Below are 19,633 nucleotides of genomic sequence, written 5' to 3'. Positions count from 1 at the left end.
ATGGTGCGAGGAGGCTCATGTGAGCAATCTGCTCCTGCTGACCAACGCTCTGGAGCCGTCGGCGGAGGTGCTCCCGGCCCTCGGACTGCTGCTTCACTCGGTGCGGGTCGCGCCCGCCGAGGCCTCCGCGCTGATCGACACGCCCCCGGCCGACGCCATCCTGGTGGACGCGCGCCGCGAGCTCGTGCAGGCCAAGAGCCTGTGCCGGCTGCTGCGGACGACCGGCGTCACCTCCCCGCTGATGGCGATCGTGACCGAGGGCGGTCTGGCGGCGATGTCGGCGGAATGGGGTGTCGACGACGTGCTCCTCGACACCGCGGGACCGGCGGAGGTCGAGGCCCGGCTGCGCATGGCGGTGGGACGGCTGGCGCTGGCCGCCGCCGAGGAGGTCCCCGACGAGATCCGCAGCGGCGACCTGACGATCGACGAGGCGACCTACACGGCCCGGCTGCGCGGGCGCGCGCTGGACCTCACGTTCAAGGAGTTCGAGCTGCTGAAGTACCTCGCGCAGCACCCGGGCCGGGTCTTCACCCGGGCCCAGCTGCTGCAGGAGGTCTGGGGCTACGACTACTTCGGCGGCACCCGGACCGTGGACGTGCACGTACGGCGCCTGCGGGCCAAGCTGGGCGCCGAGTACGAGGCGCTCATCGGAACGGTCCGCAACGTCGGCTACCGCTTCGTCCCCGACCGCGGCGGCGAGCAGCAGAACGAGGCCGAACCCGCTCGACGCTGATGGCCCGCCCCGACGGGGCGGGCCACCGCGTTTCGCCGGTTACCTGACGAGGTTGATACGGCCGGTCGCCGGCGGGGCGATCGGCGAGTGCGCGCCCATGTAGGCGACGAACGCGTCGATGTCCAGCGGCCCGCTCCACAGGTCGGTGCCCTGGGTGAAGACGGTGAAGCCGTCACCGCCGCCGACGAGGAAGTTGTTGGCGGCCACCCGGATCTGCTGGGCGTCGGTCACCGCGGTTCCGTTGATCTTGATGTCGGAGACCCGCGAGCCCACCGGCTTCGTCGTGTCGAAGGTGTAGGTCAGCGACGCGGACGGCTGGAGGATCCGCTGCGTGATGCCGCCGGTCACCGGGTCGACCGTCCAGATCTGCTGCTCCAGCAGCGCCTTCAGCTGGGCCCCGGTGAGCGTGACGACCTGCATGAGGTTGTTGAACGGCTGCACCTGGAAGGCCTCGCCGTACGTCACGACGCCGTCGCCCTCGGAGCCGCTCTGCGCGTAGGTCAGGTCGGTCCGCACGCCGCCCGGGTTCATCAGGGCGATCTCCGCGTTGCCGCCGTCCTTCGTCGCCTCCAGCTGCGCGTCGGCGATGAGGTCGCCGAGCGGGGTCTCCCCCACGTTGCTGCCGCGCCCGATGTTGGCCGTGATCTGGCCGATCGGCTTGTTCGCGACGGTGGAGACCCGCTCCTGCCAGGTCTTGATGTACGCCTCGGTGCCGGCGTCCGGGGTGACGGTGCGCGTCACCACGTTGTTCTTCGCGACGACGCTGGAGCGGACGATGTCCTTCGTCTTACGGTCGACCCGGAAGTCGATCTGCGTGATCGCGCGGCCGAACGACGAGCCCTGGGTGTAGACGCGGTCCTGGCCTGCCGGGTCCTTCACCTTGCAGACGTACGCCTGGTGGCTGTGGCCGCTGATGACCAGGTCGATCTGCGGGTCGAGGCCCTTGGCGATCCGCGAGCCGTTGCCGGGGACGACCGGGCACGAGCTGGGGTCCTGGTTCGGGGTGATGTTGTCGCCCTCGTGGACCAGCACGACCTGTGCCTTGACGCCGTGCTTGGCGAGCTCCTTCGACACCTTGTTGGCCGCCGCGACCTCCTCGGTGAACTGCAGGCCCTTGATGCCGGCGGCGGTGACGATGTTCGGGGTGGTCTGGGTCACCAGGCCGATGAACGCGATCTTCACGCCGTTGATCTTCTTGACGTAGAAGGGCGGCAGGGCGTAGTCGCCCTTGCCCTCCTTGATCACGTTCGCCCCGAGGTAGTCGAAGCTCGTGCCCTTCCACTCACCGGCGGGAGAGCAACCGTCGACGGGGTGGCAGCCGCCGTTCATGATGCGGTTGAGCTCGTCGATGCCCTCGTCGAACTCGTGGTTGCCGGCCGAGGAGGCGGTCAGGCCGAGCGTGTCGAGCAGGGCGACGGTCGGCTCGTCGTGGTAGGCGGCGGACAGCAGCGGCGATGCGCCGATGAGGTCGCCCGCGCCGACCAGGAGGGTGTTGGGGTCGCGCAGCTGCTTGAGGTGCGCGGCCAGATAGGAGGCGCCGCCCGCGATCGAGTACTTCCCGTTGGGAAGACCGGTCTGCGTGCCCTTGGCGTCGTCGGTGAGCGGCCCGTTCGGGTCGAGGATCCGGGAGCTGGACCCGGTCGGGGGCTCGAGGTTGCCGTGGAGGTCGTTGATGGTCAGCAACCGGACGGGGACGGAGGGGCCGGGCTTCTTGTCGTGCTTGCCGGCCTGGGGAGAGGGAGATGCGGCGGCCGTGCCCATCGTGAGGGCCGCGACGCCCACCACGGCGGCGCCGGCGACGGCCAGTCGCGTCAGGGATGCTCGGGTCATGACCTCCGACAGTAGAGCGGGGACCTGAGCGGGAAATTGCGCAGAGATAACGATTCAGGGAGGGAACGCATGGCGTCTATTGCCGAAGCCCGGTACGGGAATCGCCTGACCTTCACCTATCGTGCCAGACATGGACGTACGCGTGGAGATCACGGAACGGCTCGATGACGAGCAGGTGGCGGCGGTGCTCGCCCTGGTGGAGGCGGCCGCCGAGGCCGATGGTGTCGGTCCGCTCAACGAGCACGTGATGCTCCAGGTGCGCCACGGCTCCGAGCCGGGCGCGAGAGCCGTGCTGCTGTACGCGGACGGGAACGTCGCGGGCTTCGCCCACCTCGATCCGGCGGACCCCGAGGAGGGGCCCGGCGGCGAACTCGTGGTGCATCCCGCCTTCCGCCGGCGCGGCCTGGGCCGGCGACTGCTCGGCGCCGCGCTGGAGGCGAGCGGGGGCCGGCTGCGCCTGTGGGCGCACGGCGACCTGCCCGGCGCCGCCCGTCTCGCCGCGAGCGCGGGCCTGGCCCGGGTGCGGTCGCTGTGGCAGATGCGCCGCCCGCTGTCGGAGCCCCTGCCCGCCGCCGTCCTTCCTGAGGGCGTACGGCTGCGCGCGTTCGAGCCCGGGCGCGACGAGAAGGCGTGGCTCGCGCTCAACGCCCTGGCCTTCGCCACCCACCCCGAGCAGGGCTCGTGGACGCTCGACGACCTCGAACTGCGGGAGCGGGAGGCGTGGTTCGACCCCGCCGGCTTCTTCCTCGCCGTACGGGGAGACGCGCTGGCGGGCTTCCACTGGACCAAGGTGCACGACGGCGACGAGCCGATCGGTGAGGTCTACGTGGTGGGGGTCGCGCCCGGCGAGCGCGGCACGGGCCTCGGCCGGGCGCTGACCCTCGCCGGGCTCGCCCACCTGCGCGCGCTCGGCCTCGGTCACGTCATCCTCTACGTGGACGAGGAGAACGCCGCGGCGGTCCGGCTTTACGAGTCGCTCGGCTTCACCCGGTGGAAGACCGACGTGATGTATCGGCGGTGAACGCCGACGGGCCGGTCCCCTTCCGAGGGCCGGCCCGTCTGTGGAGAAGTGTCCTCTATCCCAGGATGAGATTGAGGATGAAGTAACCGATCGCGGCGACGACGGCCGCCGCCGGGATCGTCAGGACCCACGCGGTCACGATGTTGCCGGCGATGCCCCACCGCACGGCCGACAGCCGCTTGGTGGCGCCGACGCCCATGATGGCGCTGGTGATCGTGTGCGTGGTCGAGATCGGCGCGCCGAACCCGATCGCCGCCGTGTAGAGGACGCCGGCCGCCGCCGCCTCGGCCGCGAAGCCCTGCGGCGGGTCGAGATGGATGATTCTGCGGCCCAGTGTGCGCATGATGCGCCAGCCGCCGGCGTAGGTGCCGAGGGAGATCGCCAGCGCCGACGCCGTGATGACCCACTCGGGGATGTCCGAGTTCTGGGGGACATACCCTCCGACGACCAGCGCGAGGAAGATCACACCCATCGTCTTCTGCGCGTCCTGCAGGCCGTGGCCGAGGGCCATCCCGGCCGCGGACACCGTCTGGGCGTACCGGAACCCCTTGCCCGCCTTGTGGGGATTGGCCTTGCGAAAGATCCACAAGATCGCGATCATGATGAGCGCGCCCAGGAAGAAGCCCACGACCGGGGACAGCACCATCGGGATGACGACCTTCTCGACCACCCCGCCCCATTTCACGGCCTCGGTCGCGGCCAGGGCCGAGCCGATCAGGCCGCCGATGAGAGCGTGACTGGAGGACGAGGGCAGGCCGAAGTACCAGGTGATGAGGTTCCAGACGATGGCCCCGATCAGTGCGGCGCCGACGATGATCAGGCCGTGCCTGCCGTCCGGTGGAGCGATGATCCCCTTGCCCACGGTCGAGGCGACCGACGTGCCCAGATGCGCGCCGATGAAGTTCATGACCGCGGCCATGAGCAGCGCCAGCCGGGGTGTGAGGGCGCGGGTCGAGACGGAGGTGGCGATGGCGTTGGCGGCGTCGTGGAAACCGTTGGTGTAGTCGAACACCAGCGCGATGACGACCACGCCGATGACAAGCGCGAGCTCCACTTAGCTTTCCTTGACCGCGATCGACTCGATCGTGTTCGCGACGTGCTCGAAGGCGTCGGCCGCGAGCTCGAGCTGCTCGATGACCTCGCGCATCTTCATCACGGTCAGCGCGTCGTACTCGCCGCTGAACAGCTTCGCCAGCAGCCTGCGGTAGACCTGGTCGGCCTGGTTCTCGAGCCGGTTGATCTCGATCCAGTACTCGTTGAGGTGCTGCATCCCGCGCAGGCGCGGCATCGCGTCCGCCGTGAGCTCAGCGGCCCGTTCGAGGACCTCCACCTGGCGTACGACCTCTTTGGGCAGGTGGTCGATCTGATACAGGACGATCAGGTCGGCCGCGGCCTCCATGTAGTCCATCACGTCGTCGAGATTCGACGCGAGGCGGTAGATGTCCTCACGGTCGAAGGGCGTGATGAAGCTCTCGTTCAACCGGTTCATGATCGCGTGAGTGCGCTCGTCGCCCGCGTGTTCGCAGGCGCGCATCTTCTCGGCCAGAGCCTCCCGGTCCGAACCGTCGCTGATGATCTCGACCAGCAGACGCGATGCGGTGACGAGGTTGTTCGCCGAGTCGGCGAACAAGTCGTAGTAGCTGTCCTCACGGGGCGTGAGACGCAGGCGCACGTCGTTTCTCCAGATGTGCGGGGACGGTCCGCAGAGAAGGGTACGGGTTACCAGTGGAAATGCGAAGTTCAGGCCATACAAGCCCGCTTGTAACCTACTCTTCCCCTTCCCGCTGCCCAGAACGGCTCCCGTGACACACTTGTTGCCTCAGACGCTTCAGATCTTGGTGCGGTGGAAGTTCAGGAACGATCTGCTCGGCGTCGGCCCCCGCTGCCCCTGGTAGCGCGAGCCGTACCGGTCCGAGCCGTACGGGAACTCGGCGGGCGAGCTGAGCCGGAACATGCAGAGCTGCCCGATCTTCATCCCGGGCCACAGCTTGATCGGCAGCGTGGCGACGTTGGACAGTTCGAGCGTGACATGTCCCTCGAAACCGGGGTCGATGAAGCCGGCCGTCGAGTGCGTCAGCAGGCCCAGCCGGCCCAGGCTCGACTTGCCCTCCAGCCGCGAGGCGATGTCGTCGGGCAGGCTGATCACCTCGTAAGTGCTGGCGAGCACGAACTCGCCCGGATGCAGGATGAACGGCTCGTCGCCGTCCGGTTCCACCTGCCGGGTGAGATCGGGCTGCTCGATCGCGGGGTCGATGTGCGGGTAACGATGGTTCTCGAACACCCGGAAGTAGCGGTCCAGTCGCACGTCGACGCTGGACGGCTGGATCATCGCCGGGTCGTACGGGTCGAGCTTCACCCTGCCCGACTCGATCTCGGCACGAAGGTCACGATCGGAAAGCAGCACGGGTGCAAGGCTAGTAGGCCATTTCAGCGGCAGGTGTCGCGGATCTTCGCGTCGGGACTGCAGGAGCACGCCCCGTATCCGCTACAGTAGGGGCAGCGACAGGCTCCACAGCCGGTCACGCGGGTGTAGTTCAATGGCAGAACATCAGCTTCCCAAGCTGACAGCGCGGGTTCGATTCCCGTCACCCGCTCCACGTACGAAGGCCCAGGTCAGGGAATAGATCCCCACCCGGGCCTTGATCATTTCTGACACCTGTTCGATCTTCCGTGCAATTAGCGTGCAATTAGCCCACGGGGATCAGGACGGCCGCCGACCCGCCCTCGTCCTCGTCACCGACCCCGCTGATGTGCCGGTCGATCGCATCCGTGATCGTCTTGTCGGCACCGCGTACGGCGTGCTGGTAGATCATCGCGGCTCGGACGTTGTCGTGCCCCATCCGGGCCATGAGGTCCTTGAGCCCCGCGCCGGACTCGGCGGCGAGCATGTTTCCGGTGTGACGGAGATCATGGAAGTGGAGACCGGGGAGGCCCATCTCCTTGACCACGTCCACCCAGCGCGTACGGGTGTTGAAGCCGCTCCGCCGCAACGGGCCGCCCTTGGCACCGGGGAAGAGCAGCGCGCCCGGATCGTCCTGCACGTACGTCGCCAGGTGCTCACGCAGGGCCGGAGCGATGCCTTGGGGGATGCCGACCACACGCCGACCTGCCTTGGACTTGGGCACCCCGAGAACCAGCTCCCCGGTGGAGCGCTCGACGAAGGCGGCCCGGACGCGCACGGTCCCGGCGTCCAGGTCGAGGTCACTACGCCGGAGCGCGCTCACCTCACCCCATCGCAGACTCGCGAAGGTGGCGAGCAGCACCAGGGCGCGGAAGCGTCTGTCCTGGGTGCAGTCGGCCCGCCCGTCCATGCCCATCGCCCACAGCGCTCGTTCGGCGTCCGCGCGAGTCCGGAAGACCTCGGGATGGGTGCGCATCTCGCCGTGCCGTTGGAAGCGCAGCCGATAGGCGTTGTCCTTGAGCTTGCGGACGTTGCCGACCGGGCGACGGCCCACGAGGTCGGCCAGCTCGAAGACCTGGGCCACGGTGAGGACCGGCCGCTCTTGTGCGTGCTCGTCGCCGGCCCCGCGGATACGGCATGGGTTGCGCGGGATGATGTGGTCCTCTTCGGCCGCCGTCATCAGCACGGCCCGCAGGAGGCGGTACGCCTTGGCCGCGACGGACACCGAGACGCCGTTGCCGAGCAGGTCGGCCCGCCACTGCCGAATCATCGCCGTAGAGAGCTTGCCGAGCTGGACCCCGCCGAGGTACGGCGTGATGTGCTTCTTTAGCAGCCACGTATAGAGATCGACAGTGCGCGGACGAAGGCCCGGACGCTGGGAGATCCACATCTCGGCGTAGTCCTTGAGCTTGACCTTGCCGCGATCGGGGTCAGTCCACTCCCCCGAGATCATCTTGGCCTCGATCAGCGTGAGCGCCCGTTCGGCATCGCCCTTGCGCTCGTACGTCTCGGAGCCCGTACGCCGCCGCCCGTCCGGCCCCAGGTAGCTCACCTGGTAACGGCCGGACGGGAGCTGACGGATGTTGCCGAAACGGCGATGGTTCGGCTTGTTGCCTTTGGCCATCAGGCCGCCCTCCCGGTGATGTCATGGGCCGTCAGGGGCGCGACCGTGCCCGCGACGACGAAGGCGGTCAGTGCGGACTCGGAGATGCGGACGTGGCGACCGACCTTCACGAACTCGATGCGCCGTTCAGCCACCAGGCGACGGACGAAGCGAACCGAGGTGTTCAGGCGGGCCGCCGCTTGCTGGACAGTGAGCAGTTGATCCAAGGTGTTCCTCCTTTCACGCGGCGGACTGAATTGCCGAAAAATCTCGACCCTCGGCTTGGGCCTGGAGCTGGTTCATGTGGTTGCGCCAGCGCTGGCGTTCGTGGACCGAGCGGAGCAGCCGGACGCCGATCGGGGCCAGGTCGGGATCGCCGGGCTTGACCGGTCGCCAGATGTAGCGGTGGGGGTCGACCGGCTCGTCAGGCAGGCCGAGGGCTTCCAGGACCCAGGTGCGGCGGTCCTGCTTGTGCTCCGTGAGGGTCTTGTTCGACCACTTCCGCGACACGAGCACGCGCCGCCCCGCGTAGCCGAGGTGATCGGGCTTGTGCGCCTTGCCCTTGCACCGCCCAGGGGCCATCCCCGGCTTGGCGCCCTTCGGCTGCACCCCGTACCGCAACCAGTTCGGACAGGTCGGTGAGCACGGTTCGAACCGCAGAGCGTCGAGCAGCCGTTCGGCATGAGCCTTCCGGCGTGGGTCGTCGGTGCCGAGGGCGTCGCCGAGGGACTTGGTCAGGTACTTGGACAGGTATTGGATGAGCTGGTCGGCGTCCGGGGTTCCGGCGAGCACGCTTTGTATGTCGAGCTGGTCGCCGAAGCGGAGGACGTGCAGGGGTTCGGCCTCGTCGTCCTGGTCGAGAGCGTCGAGGGCCTGTTCCCAGGTCGGCAGGACTTCCCCCGTGGTCGGGTCGAGGTAGCCGGCCCCGTCCTCCCAGACCGGCAGGTGGTCACCCTCGAACCGCACGTCATCAGTCGAGGGCCACCACACTTGGTGATACGTGGCCGCGATGATCTGCCGCAGCTCCGCACGAGGCAGGGTGCCGCGCGGAAGTCAGCGCCTCCGCTGCCACCAAGGCCACTCAGGCGACGCATGCGGATCCAGCGACGTCCGGGCAAGAAACCGTCTGTCCAGCGGGAGAACCAAGGAGTACAGGTAGGGCCTAGCCCATCGCGGCAAAGCCATGAGCGCCTGTTCCAGCCTCCAGCGTGGGTCCACACCGCAGCATTCAGGGCACATACATGTGGGTGCGATCCGATCGACGGTTCCGGGAACCACTGCCTGTGTCCATGCGAGCAACGCCTCCGCTATCTCGCCCGGCCGCATTCTGGTGTGTTCAAGCCTGATCACCGCGGCCATGGGACGACGGCCGAGACCAGGGACCTGATGGATCGAGGCTCTATGAGTTCCGCACACCGACCCACGTGCAGGAACTCGAGAGGGGCGCCTACGAGGCATAGCCCTTTCTGATCGACGTCATAGCCATGATGATCGCACCCCATGCCCCGTCCCTCCACATGCCCCAGCGAAACAAGCAACGCCTCCGGCGGGGGGCTCCGGCTCCGGGGTGATCACCAAGGCTCGCGCATCGTGGCCGGCCGTAGATGGCTGAGGTAGGAGCCTGATCACCCCGCCTGCCATCGACCCGGGACAAGCCGAGCAGACCAAGGCCGCCGGGTCCAGGTCGTTCGTCCAGTTGGGCGCTCCACCTGGGCCCGGCGGCCTTGGCCCGCTTCCCCTTCGGGCGGGTCGACGGCACACGGGGTGATCAGGCAGGCGGAGGCTTGCGCGCCGCGCATGAGAAAGTGACCTCGTGGTCGACGATCCTTCCACTCTCATCAACTACTGGCTCAGTGTCTGGGAGCTGAACAGCTTCTACGCCCGTCAACCGGAGCGGGGCGAAGGACAGCGAGTGTGGGCAGAGACGGCCATGTATGCGCTTGGCAGAGCCGAGGCCGCAGGTCTAGATACGACCAGCGCCAATGTAAGCCGCTTCTACCTGCGCGCAGGCCTGATCAGCGACCTCGGCCCCATGGGCTTATCCCTGTGGAACCCCGACGCACTCGCCACGGACATCCTGGCGGCCCTCCCTCTGCAACTGGAGCAAGCCACAGAGTGGGCCACCAACTGGCAACAGCGGCCCCGGACAGAGATCCTGGCCCTCCGCCGGTGCAAGAACCTGCTGGGGCCAGCCCAGTACATCCGGGACTATTTGTCGACGACGCCGACGGCGAGAAGGCTTGACCAGTGGCTGACGCTCCGAGAGCAACTTCCCTAGCTGATCGAACAGCGACGGATTGATGCACTTGATCGTCGTGCAATTAGCGTGCAATTAGCCAGGGGAACGAGGGGGCAACCACGGTCACTCATGACCGGCTCCACGTCCAGGTCAGCGCCCGTACGGGCCGTGATCCATGCAATTCCCAAGCTGACAGCGCGGGTTCGATTCCCGTCACCCGCTCCAATCTCCAGGGGTGATAAGCCTCGCCAGTTGATCATGAGCACTACAGACTGCACCTCTGGCGCGCATACCGCTGGTCAGGGTCTCTGAACTCCATGCCGTTCTCATCGAGAGCGTTGTAAATCGTCACTCGGCCGTGCGGGAAGAGGAATCCGACGGCCACCATCCCTTGCGCCATGTCCTCCCCTATCCACGTCAGAAGCTCCACCGCCTGCAGCCTTTGCCTCTACAATCGCGCCAGTTCGTCTGGCACACCCTCTCGCCATGCCAGCCGGAATCCCTCCCCCGCCCAATCCAGCGGCCGAGCCGGATCGACCGTGTTCCACGTGATGGAGATTTCATCGAACTTCTGATGGACGATCTCGATCTGCTCGCCCTCGAAGTCCAACAGGACCAGGCCATCGGGGAACCAGACATCATCGTCGAGGTCCCACACCAGCAGAGCGCGCGTCAGCCTCCGCCCTTCCAGCATGGCCAGTCTCCGACCATGTGCGGCGGCGAGCGCTGCACTCCCGCTCATCCATACGGGGCTGTATCCGCGAATCCCGAAGTCGAACACCTGACGATCATGCCGGGAGCCGGCGTGAGGACGTCAAGCCCATACGAGCCTGCTGTGACACCGACAAGGGAGAGCCGGCGTCCGTGCCAGATGCGTGCCAGAACGGACGGCGATCAGTGGTGAGTCGCGGGCACTCACGGTCACTCGGCGAGCCCTGACCTGCACCCCTGTTTTCCCAGCTCAGCACCGCAAGATCAGTAGCCTATTCCCAAGCTGACAGCGCGGGTTCGATTCCCGTCACCCGCTCTCGATGCGAAGGCCCAGGTCAGGGACACCATTCCGACCCGGGCCTTGATCATTTCTGACACCTGTTCGATCTTCCGTGCAATTAGCGTGCAATTAGCCCACGGGGATCAGGACGGCCGCCGACCCGCCCTCGTCCTCGTCACCGACCCCGCTGATGTGCCGGTCGATCGCATCCGTGATCGTCTTGTCGGCACCGCGTACGGCGTGCTGGTAGATCATCGCGGCTCGGACGTTGTCGTGCCCCATCCGGGCCATGAGGTCCTTGAGCCCCGCGCCGGACTCGGCGGCGAGCATGTTGCCGGTGTGACGGAGATCATGGAAGTGGAGACCGGGGAGACCCATCTCCTTGACCACGTCCACCCAGCGCGTACGGGTGTTGAAGCCGCTGCGCCGCAGCGGGCCGCCCTTGGCACCGGGGAAGAGCAGCGCGCCCGGCTCGTCCTGCACGTAGGTCGCCAGGTGCTCACGCAGCGCGGGGACGATCGCTTGCGGAATGCCCACGGTCCGCCGCCCGGCCTTGGACTTGGGAGGTCCGAGAACCAGTTCACCCGTGGAGCGCTCGACGAAGGCCGCCCGAACACGCCCGGCCCCGGCATCCAGGTCGAGGTCACTGCGACGAAGGGCGCTCACCTCACCCCATCGCAAAATGGCGAAGGTGGCGAGCAGCACCAGGGCGCGGAAGCGCCGGTCCTGGGTACAGTCGGCCCGGCTGTCCATGCCCATCGACCAGAGCGCCCGTTCGGCTTCTGAGCGAGTTGTGAAGACCTCGGGGTGGGTGCGCATCTCGCCGTGCCGCTGGAATCGGAGCCGGTACGCCCCGTTCTTGAGCTTGCGAACGTTGCCGACAGGACGACGGCCAACCCGGTCCGCCAGGTCAAAGACCTGAGTGACAGTGAGGACCGGACGCTCTTGCGCGTGCTCGTCGCCGGCCCCGCGGATCCGGCACGGGTTGCGCGGGATGATGCGGTCCTCTTCGGCCGCCGTCATCAGCACGGCACGCAGCAGCCGGTATGCCTTGGCCGCTACGGACACCGAGACGCCGTTGCCGAGCAGGTCGGCCCGCCACTGCCGAATCATCGCGGTCGAGAGCTTGCCGAGTTGGATAGCCGGCGCCGTCGCCTCGGTCGGGTCCAAGGCGGCCGCCACGATCCTCGAAAAGAAGGACCAGCTGGCCCACCGCAGAAGCCGGGGCTCGCGGGACGGCCGGCCGTACGCTCTCGATCCGGAGATCTACAAGCGACGCAACGTCGTGGAACGCGCGATCGCGCGGCTCAAGCGCTACCGCGCGCCGGCCTCTCGCTATGCCAAACGCGCGGTCATCTACCGCAGGCAAATCCTGCTGGTCGCCACCATGGGCCGGCTCTCATGATTCACAGGACAGGCCTTAGTTGTCGATCAGGTAGCAGAAATGGGTGCCTCGCATCCAGTCATGTCCGAACTCCGTGCCGGTGACGCGGCCGATGAGCACGAAGGCGGAGGTGACGCACTCCGCGAGGGGTGGGCTGTAACCCTCCAGAGACAGCTGGGTGAAGTCCTCCCACTCGGCGGGCATGTCCTCCTCGTCCTCCTCCCCATGGGTCTCCGACCACTCCTCGTAGCCGAGCCAGCCGGGCAGCAGGTCGGGATCGGTTCGCCAGTTCGTGTCCGCCCAGTCGAACCGCAGCCCCTCCGCGTAGGCGTCGAGCGCGTACGGGTCGCCGCCGCGACGGGCCCTGGGCCGGGTGATACTCATCTCGGTCAGATAGCTGCCGTTGGCCGCGTATAGGAGGGTGCCGGGATCGTTCACATGCCAGCTCAGCCCAAGCGCCCGGCCGCCCGTTGACAGCTTGTCGAGAGCGTCGATGGCCTGAACGCCGTGGTACTGCACCACCTGTGTCCATCGGTCATTCAACCGGCCGATCCACACCGCCCCCTCGTCGTCGGAGAAGTTGCGCTTCCCCAGTTCAGCCCAGCTCAGCTGAACTTCGCTCCCGAGATCCGCGCCCATGAGCCGCGCCGTGTCATGCAATCCCCAGTTCTCCACCCATAGGCCCAGGAATTCCTGGCCCATGCCGTAGGACCGGATGAGATGCCACAGCCGCTCCTCATCTCTCACTTTTTCTCCTCGCGAATCGGGCAGAGGCCGCCGGTACGGCTTTCGCCGCGCCGGCGGCCGGCGTTTCTACTTGATATTCACCCAGAACTTGTCGTTGGCGCGGGTTCGATTCCCGTCACCCGCTCCACCTACTGTTCGGGACAGATAGGCCACACTTCCCAGATGTGTTCCATGACGACGTCCTGAACCGCGTCCGCGATCTCGACAAGCGCGGCGCCAGCGTCTCTACCGCTGCTCGGCCAAATGGCAGGACCGCCATAACCACCGCAGCACGCCACCCGCGCGCAGCCGCTGTCATCCCAGTTCGGGAACGTGATCCCCAGCACCACATCGATACCTGCGGCGCGGACATCGCCTTCCACGACCTTCACTGCTGTCTCCAGCGTGGCCCACAGTTGATCGAATCCTGTCGCCGTAAGCAGGTCCCGCCCGATCCGGGCCACTTCCTTAGATGTCAACTCCGCCGCCGGGCGTTCCAGGATCTCTCTCACAGGAGGGCAGCGTAAATCGGCTTCCTCCATAAGGCATGCAAGCTCGACAATCGGCTCGGCGCCAAGGTCGCCCTCACGCAGCCCCCGGTAGATCTGGGCGGCGAACCGCCCGGCGTCGCTCCCGTCCTGGTAAATGGAGTACACGTCAGGAATTGTCTCCCTGCTCGACTTGAATGACCAATGCGAGCCCAGATAGCGAAGCGGCCAGGCCACGACCCTGATCACGTGCCAGATGCGTGCTAGAACAGGCGGCGATCGGCGGTGGATCACGGGGACTAACGGCCACTCAACCGGCCTTGACCTGTACCCCTGGTTTCCCAGCTCAGCACGACAAGATCAGTAGCCTATTTCGGCTATTCGGCAGGCCGGTCGTTCCCGCGCACGGGACGCGCTTGATCCCCGAGAAGACCGGCTTGTCGTCGCCGATCACTCATCCGCGGCTCACGGGAACGATGTCCTTACCCAGCGGCATCAGCGAGATCGGGATCATTTTGAGGTTCGCGATCCCCAGCGGGATGCCGATGATCGAGATGAAGAGCGGGATCGCGGTGGCGATGTGCCCGATCGCCAACCAGATCCCGGCGACGAGCAGCCAGATGACGTTGCCGAGCACCGACCACGCGCCAGAGGACGGCTTGTCGGCGACGGTCCGGCCGAACGGCCACAGCGCGTAGCCCGCGATCCGGAACGACGCGATGCCGAACGGGATGGTGACGATGAGGATGCAGCAGATGATCCCCGCCACGACGTAACCCAATGCGAGCCACAGGCCAGCGAAGATCAGCCAGATGACATTCAGGACGGCGTTCATACTGCTCACTGTTCCACCCGGCCAGCTCAGCAGGTAGTGGACGGTCCTTACACAACAGATGGTGACCGCCTGGCGGTCAAGGGGCATGCGACGGGCGATGAGCGAACTCGCTGCCTCCGGCGGGGGTGCGCTCCGGCACCACGCTGATCGCTCGCGTGTCACTGCGTACTGCGTGCTGGTAGATCAGCGCGGCTCGGACGTTGTCGTGACCCATCCGGCCATGAGGTCCTTGAGCCCCGCGCCCGGCTCAGAGCGGCGAGCGTGAAGGATCGATTCAAAACCGAGCCCCCGGCGGGGTGATCAGGCAGGCGTAAGCGCGCGCGAGCGCTGGGCAGATGGGCCAGGGTTCATCGGCAGGCCACAACAATGGCCCGCCCATAGAACTATCCGTGATGGCCGGCGCACCGCGGCGCGGATGCAGCCGTACGGTCGTCCTGCGCCGGCCTTCCGGCTCAGGAAAAATGGCCGCCATATCAGACGGTGCTGAGGGCGTCGTCAGTCCCATGCTCATCACCCCAATCGCTGGGACAATGCTCGCCCTCGGAGTCCAACAGGACCAGGCCATCGGAGAACCAGACATTCTCGTCGCGATCATGCCGAGAGTTCGCGGCGTCCGTGCCAGATGGATGCGGGAACGGACGGCGATCAACGGAGAATCGCGGGGCCGCATCGGAAAAGATCCGGTACCGGGAAAGCCGCGTCGGACGAAGATCGGATCCACTACGCTCTGCGCGTCTGACACCGGGAGGATTCGGGATGCCCCTCATCTACGGCGGGTTCGGTCTGGTTCTGCTCGCCTTATGGATCTTCTGCCTGCTCGACGTGATCGTCACGGCGGAGGAGGACTGCCGCAACCTGCCCAAGGGGTTGTGGATCATGATTGTCCTGTTCCTCCCCGAGGTCGGATCGATCCTGTGGCTGCTGTTGGGCCGGCCGCAGAGCGTGACGCGGCCCGGCGGGCTGCCCTACAAGGGCAACGCCGGGCACTTCCCCGAGTACGACCGGCCGGGCCGGTTCGTCCCCTCCAACCCTGACGACGACGAGGAGTTCCTCCGGCTCTGCTGGGAGCGGGCCGAGGAGCAGCGCCGCGCCTACCGCGAGCAGCAGCGTCAGGCGGAGAAGAACCAGGACCAGTAGTGCGCGGCTACGGTTCGAGCCCGATCCGGCACAGCGTCATCGCTCGCGCAACGGAACGCCCCCGACGCGTCGCGGCGAGACCGACCGGCCCGAGCCGCCGGCGTTCGAACGCGCCGTGACCGGCCCCGCAGCCCCGCCCCGTCGCCGTCACCGCCGATGTCCTGCTCCGGCCTGCGCGATCAGGTCGCGGCCAGTGGTGCGCCGATCTGGATGTCGAAGTAGGCCACCAGATCCTCTCCCTTGGCAGCGCCCCGGCGCGCGTCGATGATCACGACCGTTCCGGCCACGATGCCGGCGAAGCCGGTGCCGGATCGCCGGGACTGTTCGATGCGCTCGGTGACCGGACGGCGGACGGCCTCGGTGAGGAAGGTGAGGCCGTGCGGGAACTCCTCGCTGAGCAGGTGTCGTTGCCGGCCCGACTCGATCAGGCTGCCGATGCCGAACTGGGCCGAGACGATTTGATCACCACGGAGGGCGACCTGGAAGTAGCCGTTCGACTGGGTGCGGTTGCAGCTCTGCTGGGGTGGATAGAAGCAGTCGTATCCGCCGGCCACGAGATCATCGACGGCTGAGCTCATCGTGGTCGCGTAGTGCTCCGAGCCGAACGGCCAGCGTCGCACGGAGGCGTCCCGGGCGGTGACGATCAGCCCGGTGTTCCTGTCGTAGCTGTAGTCGGCGTGCGTGTCCCGCCAGCCCGTCCGGGGAATGTCGCCACTTCGTCGCGTCGCACGTGTCTCGAGATCGCGGTCGAAGTCGTCGATCTCCTGCCGCACGCGATCACCGGCGTCGGGCCAGATCGCGGTCAGCGCCGGTGCCGCGGCCGCGGCAACGTGGTCCTCCTCATGGTTCGCCTCGGTGGACGGGAACCATGCCCAGGCGAGCCGGTCGTCGCGGTCGAGCAGGAGCTGCGCCACCTGCGGATAGACCGTCTCCGCCTCGTCGCGACGACCGGCCCGGCACCATACGGCACGGCCGTCCGCGTTGGCTCGGACCTGCGCGCAGAACCAGCCGGCCTCCCGCAACGGCCGGGTGACAGCCCCCGCCGTACCGTCGGCCGGGGTCGGCTCGGCCCGCGAGTTCTCACCCGCCGTCTCATGCTCGTAGACGCCGGCGGGCGGCAGCGACGGCGGCTCGTCCGATCGGGTGCAGCCCGCCAGCGCGAGCGGACCGAGGCACATGAGCATGAAGATCGCACGAGTTCGACGGGCCGGCCGATGCCGGCACCCGGGTGCGGGAAATGGGCCCGGCACGGAGTTCATCGGTCCGGCTCAGGACGGCGTCGCGCCAGGAGACTCACAGGTGCTCCTGATCCCAGCGGCTGCGGGCCGCGGCGACGGCGTCCTTGTGATCGCGGGACCAGTCGGCCAGGGCGAACACCATGTCCGCCAGGCTCTTGCCCATCGAGGTAAGCCGATAGTCGGTCTGCGGCGGGATGGTCGGATAGACGGTCCGTTCGACCAGCCCATCCCGGCACAGCCGTTTGGTCGTCAGTGTGAGCATCCGCTGCGAGATACCGGGAATCGCCCGCTCCAGTTCCCGGAAGCGGCGGGTTCCCTTGGACAGCTCGACCAGGACCAGCACGGTCCATCGATCACCGAGCCGGTCGAGCACATCGCGGATCCCACAGTCGTCATCACCACACGGCCCGGCGGGAACAGGGCCGCTGACCTGTGGGATTACCGCCGTGTTCGTGACTGACACGAAAGTGCCTCCTTACGATGCCGCGGTGCGGCGCGGATGATCGGGTGCTGTTCCAGCCTGCACCAACATCGAGGAGCTTCGAATGATTCTCGTCACCGGCATCTCCGGAGGGCTCGGCGGCCTGATCTTCCGTGGTCTGTCCGCCGAGGACGGCCTTGACGTGACCGGCGGCACTCGCTCGGGCGACGGGGCGACCGCACGCCGGATCGACTTCGACGACCCGGCCTCGCTCGCCGAGGGATTCCGAGGCGTCGACGTCCTGGTGTTCGTCTCGGCCGGATACGCCGAGGACGACGTGGTGCTGGCTCGCCATGGCGCGGTGGTGGACGCGGCCGAGGCGACGGGCGTCCGGCATGTCGTCTACACCAGCCTGGCGAGGTCGGGCGACCTGTTGACGATCGCGCTGCCGCACCGCTGGACCGAAGCGCGCCTCGCCGCGGCCCCGTTCGATGTGACGATCCTGCGCAACGGCCTGTACGCCGAGGTCGCGGCCGGGCTCGCCACGGCCGCCGCCGCGTCGGCGGCCGAGACCGGCGTCTTCGCCGCCGCTATCGGCGCCGGGCGGATGTCCGTCGTGGCGAAGGAGGACCTGGCCGAGGTCGCCGTCCGGGTCGCCGCGGAGATCCAGCGTGACCTCGCCGCGGGCCGCCGCAGCCGGCACGCGGGCAAGACCTACGAACTGGAGGGCGTCGAGGCGATCGGCGGCCAGGACATCGCCGAGGTGCTGAGCGACACACTGAACCGGCCAGTGCATTACCAGCCGATCTCTCTGTCCACCGCGCGCGGGGCACTGGCCGGCAGCGGCCAGGACCCTTACCAGATCACCCACACGCTCTCGATCTTCTCCAACATCGGCGCCGGATGCCTTGAGGCCCACGACACCGATCTGACCACCCTCCTGCCGGCCGGGCCCCGCGGCGTACGAGACCACATCGTGCGAGCTGTCGGAGGAAACGTCCCCCAGCCGGTCCCCAGCCGGACCTGATTTCTCTCACCCCGCGCCGGGTCGGTACGTGGCGATGACGACGCCGGTCCTGGTCGTCGTGGAGTCGACGAGCTCGAAGGACTCCGGCATGGTCCCCTCGAACAGCCGCCGCCCCGAGCCCGGCATCCTGGTGCCTGCATGACGCCGTCGAGTGTCAGATGCTCGATCGCGACGACCTTGCCCATGCCGTTTCTCCTCCGTGGTCGGATTCGCCGGGAACGCCCCCGGGTTCACCCTCTACACGAACGGCGGACGGCCGGATCGACAGCGAGCATCGTGCCGGGCATGCCGATGCCGTCAGCTTCGGCCCGGCCTGTCCCCCGGCTATCGGTCATCCTGCCGCGGAAGTAGCCGCCGCCGATGCCCAGGAGGGCGTGCGGCGAGGGCCAGGACGGCGCAGTAGATCGGGAGGAAGATCTCCCACGTGTCGCCGCGCGACTCGGGTAACACGGGACGCAGCAACTCGTACGCGACGCCGAGGAGCAGCGCGGCGAGCGGATAGAGCAGGGACCACCGGACAGCCGCCGCACTCCTCTTCCACCGGACGACCAGGGAGGCGAGCACGAGGACGATCGCCAGGAGGACGGCGGCGAGTGTGACGACCATCAGCGAGTTACTGGGGAGCGGGGGCAACGCCGCCGGGTTGCCGCCGGCACCGCCGTCGCTGCGCGGCCAGTTGGAGGTCGCGACGGTGAACGACGCCACCGCGATGGCGAACACCGAGAGCTTCGCGGCGATCGGCAGCGCGGGGCGCCCGTCCGGAAAGATCGCGGTCGCGAGCAGCAGCGGTGTCATGACCTGCGGCACCTAGATCCAGTAGTGCAGCCACGAATTCCAGCTCGCCGCCGATCCGTCGGACGCGATGACGAGGCCCGGCAGCTCGCACGCCAGCCCTGCCACGCCCAACAGCCCGCCGAACAGGAGGATCCGCCCGATACTCCGGCTTTGGGCCCGGCCGCCCGCCCACACTCCCGCCAGCAGCATCACGCCCGCTCGGAGGGCCTCCGCTACGGTGCCGGTACGGGCGACGGGAGCATCGGCGATCAGCGTGACGATGACGGGGAGGGCGGCCAGCCCCAGCAGCGCCGTCCCCCAGAATCGGAGCGAAGCCCACATGACAGACATGATCCGCCGGCCCACAGGAGTACGAGAAAGATCGGGGCGATGACCGGACACAGGCCTGATGTACACGCCCGGCGTACGGGAGGAAGAAGGGGTGGGCTCTGGGGGCCCGTTCTGGTGAACCTCGGACTCGGCGTGCCCGCGATCGTGCCGTTCTCTCTGGCGTGGTGGCTGCTGACCGAGTACGTGCCGATGGACTGCAAAACTTCCGAGGACCTTGTCAAGCCGGGGCTCACCAACTGCAACTACACGACCCTCGATCACGCGTACCCCGTCATGCTGCTCCTGGCGGTGACCGGCGTCCTCACCGTGGCGTTGGTGGTCGTGATCGACGTGATGCTCCCGCTCGGGCGCGGGCGAAAGCCGGCGGCATGGCTCGGCGCGGCCGCGCTCATCCCCGTCCCGTTCGTGGTGTGCCTGGCGCTGGCCTGACCTGG

Annotated in this window: 23 protein-coding genes and 1 tRNA gene; 8 read left to right on the top strand and 16 right to left on the bottom strand. The window is 67.6% G+C overall.

Annotated features, from left to right (window positions below):
- The first annotated feature begins 19 nt into the window (after positions 1-19).
- Entirely contained in the window at positions 20-733 is a 714-nt protein-coding gene (locus tag AB0J39_RS03625; protein WP_346227418.1) for a response regulator transcription factor, read from the top strand.
- Positions 734-772: 39 nt separating this feature from the next.
- Here the strand turns inward: AB0J39_RS03625 and AB0J39_RS03620 are convergent, their stop codons facing one another.
- Complete coding sequence (locus tag AB0J39_RS03620; protein ID WP_363461432.1) at positions 773-2,563, bottom strand: bifunctional metallophosphatase/5'-nucleotidase; 1,791 nt, start codon at positions 2,561-2,563, stop codon at positions 773-775.
- A 130-nt stretch (positions 2,564-2,693) separates the two neighbouring features.
- Here AB0J39_RS03620 and mshD point away from each other — a divergent pair, with 130 nt between their 5' ends.
- Positions 2,694-3,584, top strand: a complete 891-nt coding sequence (gene mshD, locus AB0J39_RS03615) for a mycothiol synthase (RefSeq protein ID WP_363461430.1) — start codon at positions 2,694-2,696, stop codon at positions 3,582-3,584.
- A 55-nt stretch (positions 3,585-3,639) separates the two neighbouring features.
- Here the strand turns inward: mshD and AB0J39_RS03610 are convergent, their stop codons facing one another.
- The 3 genes from AB0J39_RS03610 to dcd form a co-directional block, all read right to left on the bottom strand.
- A complete protein-coding gene (locus AB0J39_RS03610) occupies positions 3,640-4,638 on the bottom strand; it encodes an inorganic phosphate transporter (protein WP_363461428.1) in 999 nt (332 codons plus the stop codon).
- Entirely contained in the window at positions 4,639-5,256 is a 618-nt protein-coding gene (locus AB0J39_RS03605) for a DUF47 family protein (protein ID WP_169987386.1), read from the bottom strand.
- A 156-nt stretch (positions 5,257-5,412) separates the two neighbouring features.
- Positions 5,413-5,988 carry a dCTP deaminase gene (dcd, locus tag AB0J39_RS03600; RefSeq protein ID WP_346227414.1) on the bottom strand — a complete coding sequence of 192 codons (576 nt, stop codon included), beginning with the start codon at positions 5,986-5,988 and terminating at the stop codon, positions 5,413-5,415.
- 119 nt (positions 5,989-6,107) lie between these two features.
- Here dcd and AB0J39_RS03595 point away from each other — a divergent pair.
- Positions 6,108-6,181 (top strand) — tRNA-Gly (locus tag AB0J39_RS03595).
- A gap of 90 nt (positions 6,182-6,271) precedes the next feature.
- Here AB0J39_RS03595 and AB0J39_RS03590 read toward each other — a convergent pair.
- The 3 genes from AB0J39_RS03590 to AB0J39_RS03580 are packed head-to-tail and all read right to left on the bottom strand — an operon-like array spanning position 6,272 to position 8,599.
- Positions 6,272-7,609 (bottom strand): site-specific integrase, encoded by a 1,338-nt coding sequence (locus tag AB0J39_RS03590; protein WP_363461425.1) that lies wholly within the window; start codon positions 7,607-7,609, stop codon positions 6,272-6,274.
- Entirely contained in the window at positions 7,609-7,815 is a 207-nt protein-coding gene (locus AB0J39_RS03585; RefSeq protein ID WP_363461423.1) for a helix-turn-helix domain-containing protein, read from the bottom strand. The genes AB0J39_RS03590 and AB0J39_RS03585 overlap by 1 nt, the downstream gene beginning before the upstream one ends.
- Positions 7,816-7,828: 13 nt before the next feature.
- Positions 7,829-8,599, bottom strand: a complete 771-nt coding sequence (locus AB0J39_RS03580) for a replication initiator (protein WP_363461505.1) — start codon at positions 8,597-8,599, stop codon at positions 7,829-7,831.
- 802 nt (positions 8,600-9,401) lie between these two features.
- Between AB0J39_RS03580 and AB0J39_RS03575 the strand changes: the two genes are divergently transcribed.
- Entirely contained in the window at positions 9,402-9,866 is a 465-nt protein-coding gene (locus AB0J39_RS03575) for a hypothetical protein (protein WP_363461421.1), read from the top strand.
- Positions 9,867-10,275: 409 nt separating this feature from the next.
- Here the strand turns inward: AB0J39_RS03575 and AB0J39_RS03570 are convergent, their stop codons facing one another.
- Positions 10,276-10,608, bottom strand: a complete 333-nt coding sequence (locus tag AB0J39_RS03570; RefSeq protein ID WP_363461419.1) for a hypothetical protein — start codon at positions 10,606-10,608, stop codon at positions 10,276-10,278.
- Between the two features lie 339 nt (positions 10,609-10,947).
- The gene (locus AB0J39_RS03565; protein WP_363461417.1) at positions 10,948-11,931 is read right to left on the bottom strand and encodes a site-specific integrase; all 984 of its coding nucleotides are present in this window, start codon (positions 11,929-11,931) and stop codon (positions 10,948-10,950) included.
- A 13-nt stretch (positions 11,932-11,944) separates the two neighbouring features.
- Between AB0J39_RS03565 and AB0J39_RS03560 the strand changes: the two genes are divergently transcribed.
- A complete protein-coding gene (locus AB0J39_RS03560; protein ID WP_363461415.1) occupies positions 11,945-12,223 on the top strand; it encodes a transposase in 279 nt (92 codons plus the stop codon).
- A 15-nt stretch (positions 12,224-12,238) separates the two neighbouring features.
- Here the strand turns inward: AB0J39_RS03560 and AB0J39_RS03555 are convergent, their stop codons facing one another.
- From AB0J39_RS03555 to AB0J39_RS03545, 3 genes are all read right to left on the bottom strand, one after another.
- The gene (locus AB0J39_RS03555; protein WP_363461413.1) at positions 12,239-12,949 is read right to left on the bottom strand and encodes a hypothetical protein; all 711 of its coding nucleotides are present in this window, start codon (positions 12,947-12,949) and stop codon (positions 12,239-12,241) included.
- Positions 12,950-13,077: 128 nt separating this feature from the next.
- Positions 13,078-13,584, bottom strand: coding sequence for a hypothetical protein (locus AB0J39_RS03550; RefSeq protein ID WP_363461411.1), 507 nt, complete (start codon positions 13,582-13,584; stop codon positions 13,078-13,080).
- Between the two features lie 286 nt (positions 13,585-13,870).
- Positions 13,871-14,251, bottom strand: a complete 381-nt coding sequence (locus tag AB0J39_RS03545; protein ID WP_363461409.1) for a YccF domain-containing protein — start codon at positions 14,249-14,251, stop codon at positions 13,871-13,873.
- A gap of 756 nt (positions 14,252-15,007) precedes the next feature.
- Here AB0J39_RS03545 and AB0J39_RS03540 point away from each other — a divergent pair.
- Positions 15,008-15,388 (top strand): PLDc N-terminal domain-containing protein, encoded by a 381-nt coding sequence (locus AB0J39_RS03540; protein WP_363461406.1) that lies wholly within the window; start codon positions 15,008-15,010, stop codon positions 15,386-15,388.
- Positions 15,389-15,567: 179 nt separating this feature from the next.
- Here the strand turns inward: AB0J39_RS03540 and AB0J39_RS03535 are convergent, their stop codons facing one another.
- Together AB0J39_RS03535 and AB0J39_RS03530 are read right to left on the bottom strand one after the other, a co-directional pair.
- The gene (locus tag AB0J39_RS03535) at positions 15,568-16,566 is read right to left on the bottom strand and encodes a hypothetical protein (protein WP_363461404.1); all 999 of its coding nucleotides are present in this window, start codon (positions 16,564-16,566) and stop codon (positions 15,568-15,570) included.
- Between the two features lie 115 nt (positions 16,567-16,681).
- Positions 16,682-16,999 (bottom strand): helix-turn-helix domain-containing protein, encoded by a 318-nt coding sequence (locus AB0J39_RS03530; protein ID WP_363461402.1) that lies wholly within the window; start codon positions 16,997-16,999, stop codon positions 16,682-16,684.
- 172 nt (positions 17,000-17,171) lie between these two features.
- Here AB0J39_RS03530 and AB0J39_RS03525 point away from each other — a divergent pair, with 172 nt between their 5' ends.
- Positions 17,172-18,074, top strand: a complete 903-nt coding sequence (locus AB0J39_RS03525; protein ID WP_363461400.1) for an NmrA family NAD(P)-binding protein — start codon at positions 17,172-17,174, stop codon at positions 18,072-18,074.
- A gap of 324 nt (positions 18,075-18,398) precedes the next feature.
- Here AB0J39_RS03525 and AB0J39_RS03520 read toward each other — a convergent pair whose 3' ends face one another.
- Together AB0J39_RS03520 and AB0J39_RS03515 are read right to left on the bottom strand one after the other, a co-directional pair.
- The gene (locus AB0J39_RS03520; protein ID WP_363461398.1) at positions 18,399-18,869 is read right to left on the bottom strand and encodes a hypothetical protein; all 471 of its coding nucleotides are present in this window, start codon (positions 18,867-18,869) and stop codon (positions 18,399-18,401) included.
- A 12-nt stretch (positions 18,870-18,881) separates the two neighbouring features.
- Positions 18,882-19,190 carry a hypothetical protein gene (locus tag AB0J39_RS03515; protein ID WP_363461396.1) on the bottom strand — a complete coding sequence of 103 codons (309 nt, stop codon included), beginning with the start codon at positions 19,188-19,190 and terminating at the stop codon, positions 18,882-18,884.
- A 123-nt stretch (positions 19,191-19,313) separates the two neighbouring features.
- Between AB0J39_RS03515 and AB0J39_RS03510 the strand changes: the two genes are divergently transcribed.
- Positions 19,314-19,628, top strand: a complete 315-nt coding sequence (locus AB0J39_RS03510; protein ID WP_363461394.1) for a hypothetical protein — start codon at positions 19,314-19,316, stop codon at positions 19,626-19,628.
- Positions 19,629-19,633: the final 5 nt, after the last annotated feature.

Origin of the sequence: Microbispora sp. NPDC049633 (genome assembly GCF_040675265.1) — a bacterium.
Classification (GTDB): Bacteria; Actinomycetota; Actinomycetes; order Streptosporangiales; family Streptosporangiaceae; genus Microbispora; species Microbispora maris.
This window is presented reverse-complemented; position numbering and strand designations above follow the sequence as displayed.

Bases quoted from the DNA above. Each gene is read 5' to 3' on its own strand.
- AB0J39_RS03620 (WP_363461432.1), bottom strand. From the start codon at position 2,563: ATGACCCGAGCATCCCTGACGCGACTGGCCGTCGCCGGCGCCGCCGTG.
- mshD (WP_363461430.1), top strand. From the start codon at position 2,694: ATGGACGTACGCGTGGAGATCACGGAACGGCTCGATGACGAGCAGGTG.
- AB0J39_RS03590 (WP_363461425.1), bottom strand. From the start codon at position 7,609: ATGGCCAAAGGCAACAAGCCGAACCATCGCCGTTTCGGCAACATCCGT.
- AB0J39_RS03565 (WP_363461417.1), bottom strand. From the start codon at position 11,931: ATGATTCGGCAGTGGCGGGCCGACCTGCTCGGCAACGGCGTCTCGGTG.
- AB0J39_RS03545 (WP_363461409.1), bottom strand. From the start codon at position 14,251: ATGAACGCCGTCCTGAATGTCATCTGGCTGATCTTCGCTGGCCTGTGG.
- AB0J39_RS03540 (WP_363461406.1), top strand. From the start codon at position 15,008: ATGCCCCTCATCTACGGCGGGTTCGGTCTGGTTCTGCTCGCCTTATGG.
- AB0J39_RS03535 (WP_363461404.1), bottom strand. From the start codon at position 16,566: ATGTGCCTCGGTCCGCTCGCGCTGGCGGGCTGCACCCGATCGGACGAG.
- AB0J39_RS03525 (WP_363461400.1), top strand. From the start codon at position 17,172: ATGATTCTCGTCACCGGCATCTCCGGAGGGCTCGGCGGCCTGATCTTC.
- AB0J39_RS03520 (WP_363461398.1), bottom strand. From the start codon at position 18,869: ATGACACCGCTGCTGCTCGCGACCGCGATCTTTCCGGACGGGCGCCCC.
- AB0J39_RS03515 (WP_363461396.1), bottom strand. From the start codon at position 19,190: ATGTGGGCTTCGCTCCGATTCTGGGGGACGGCGCTGCTGGGGCTGGCC.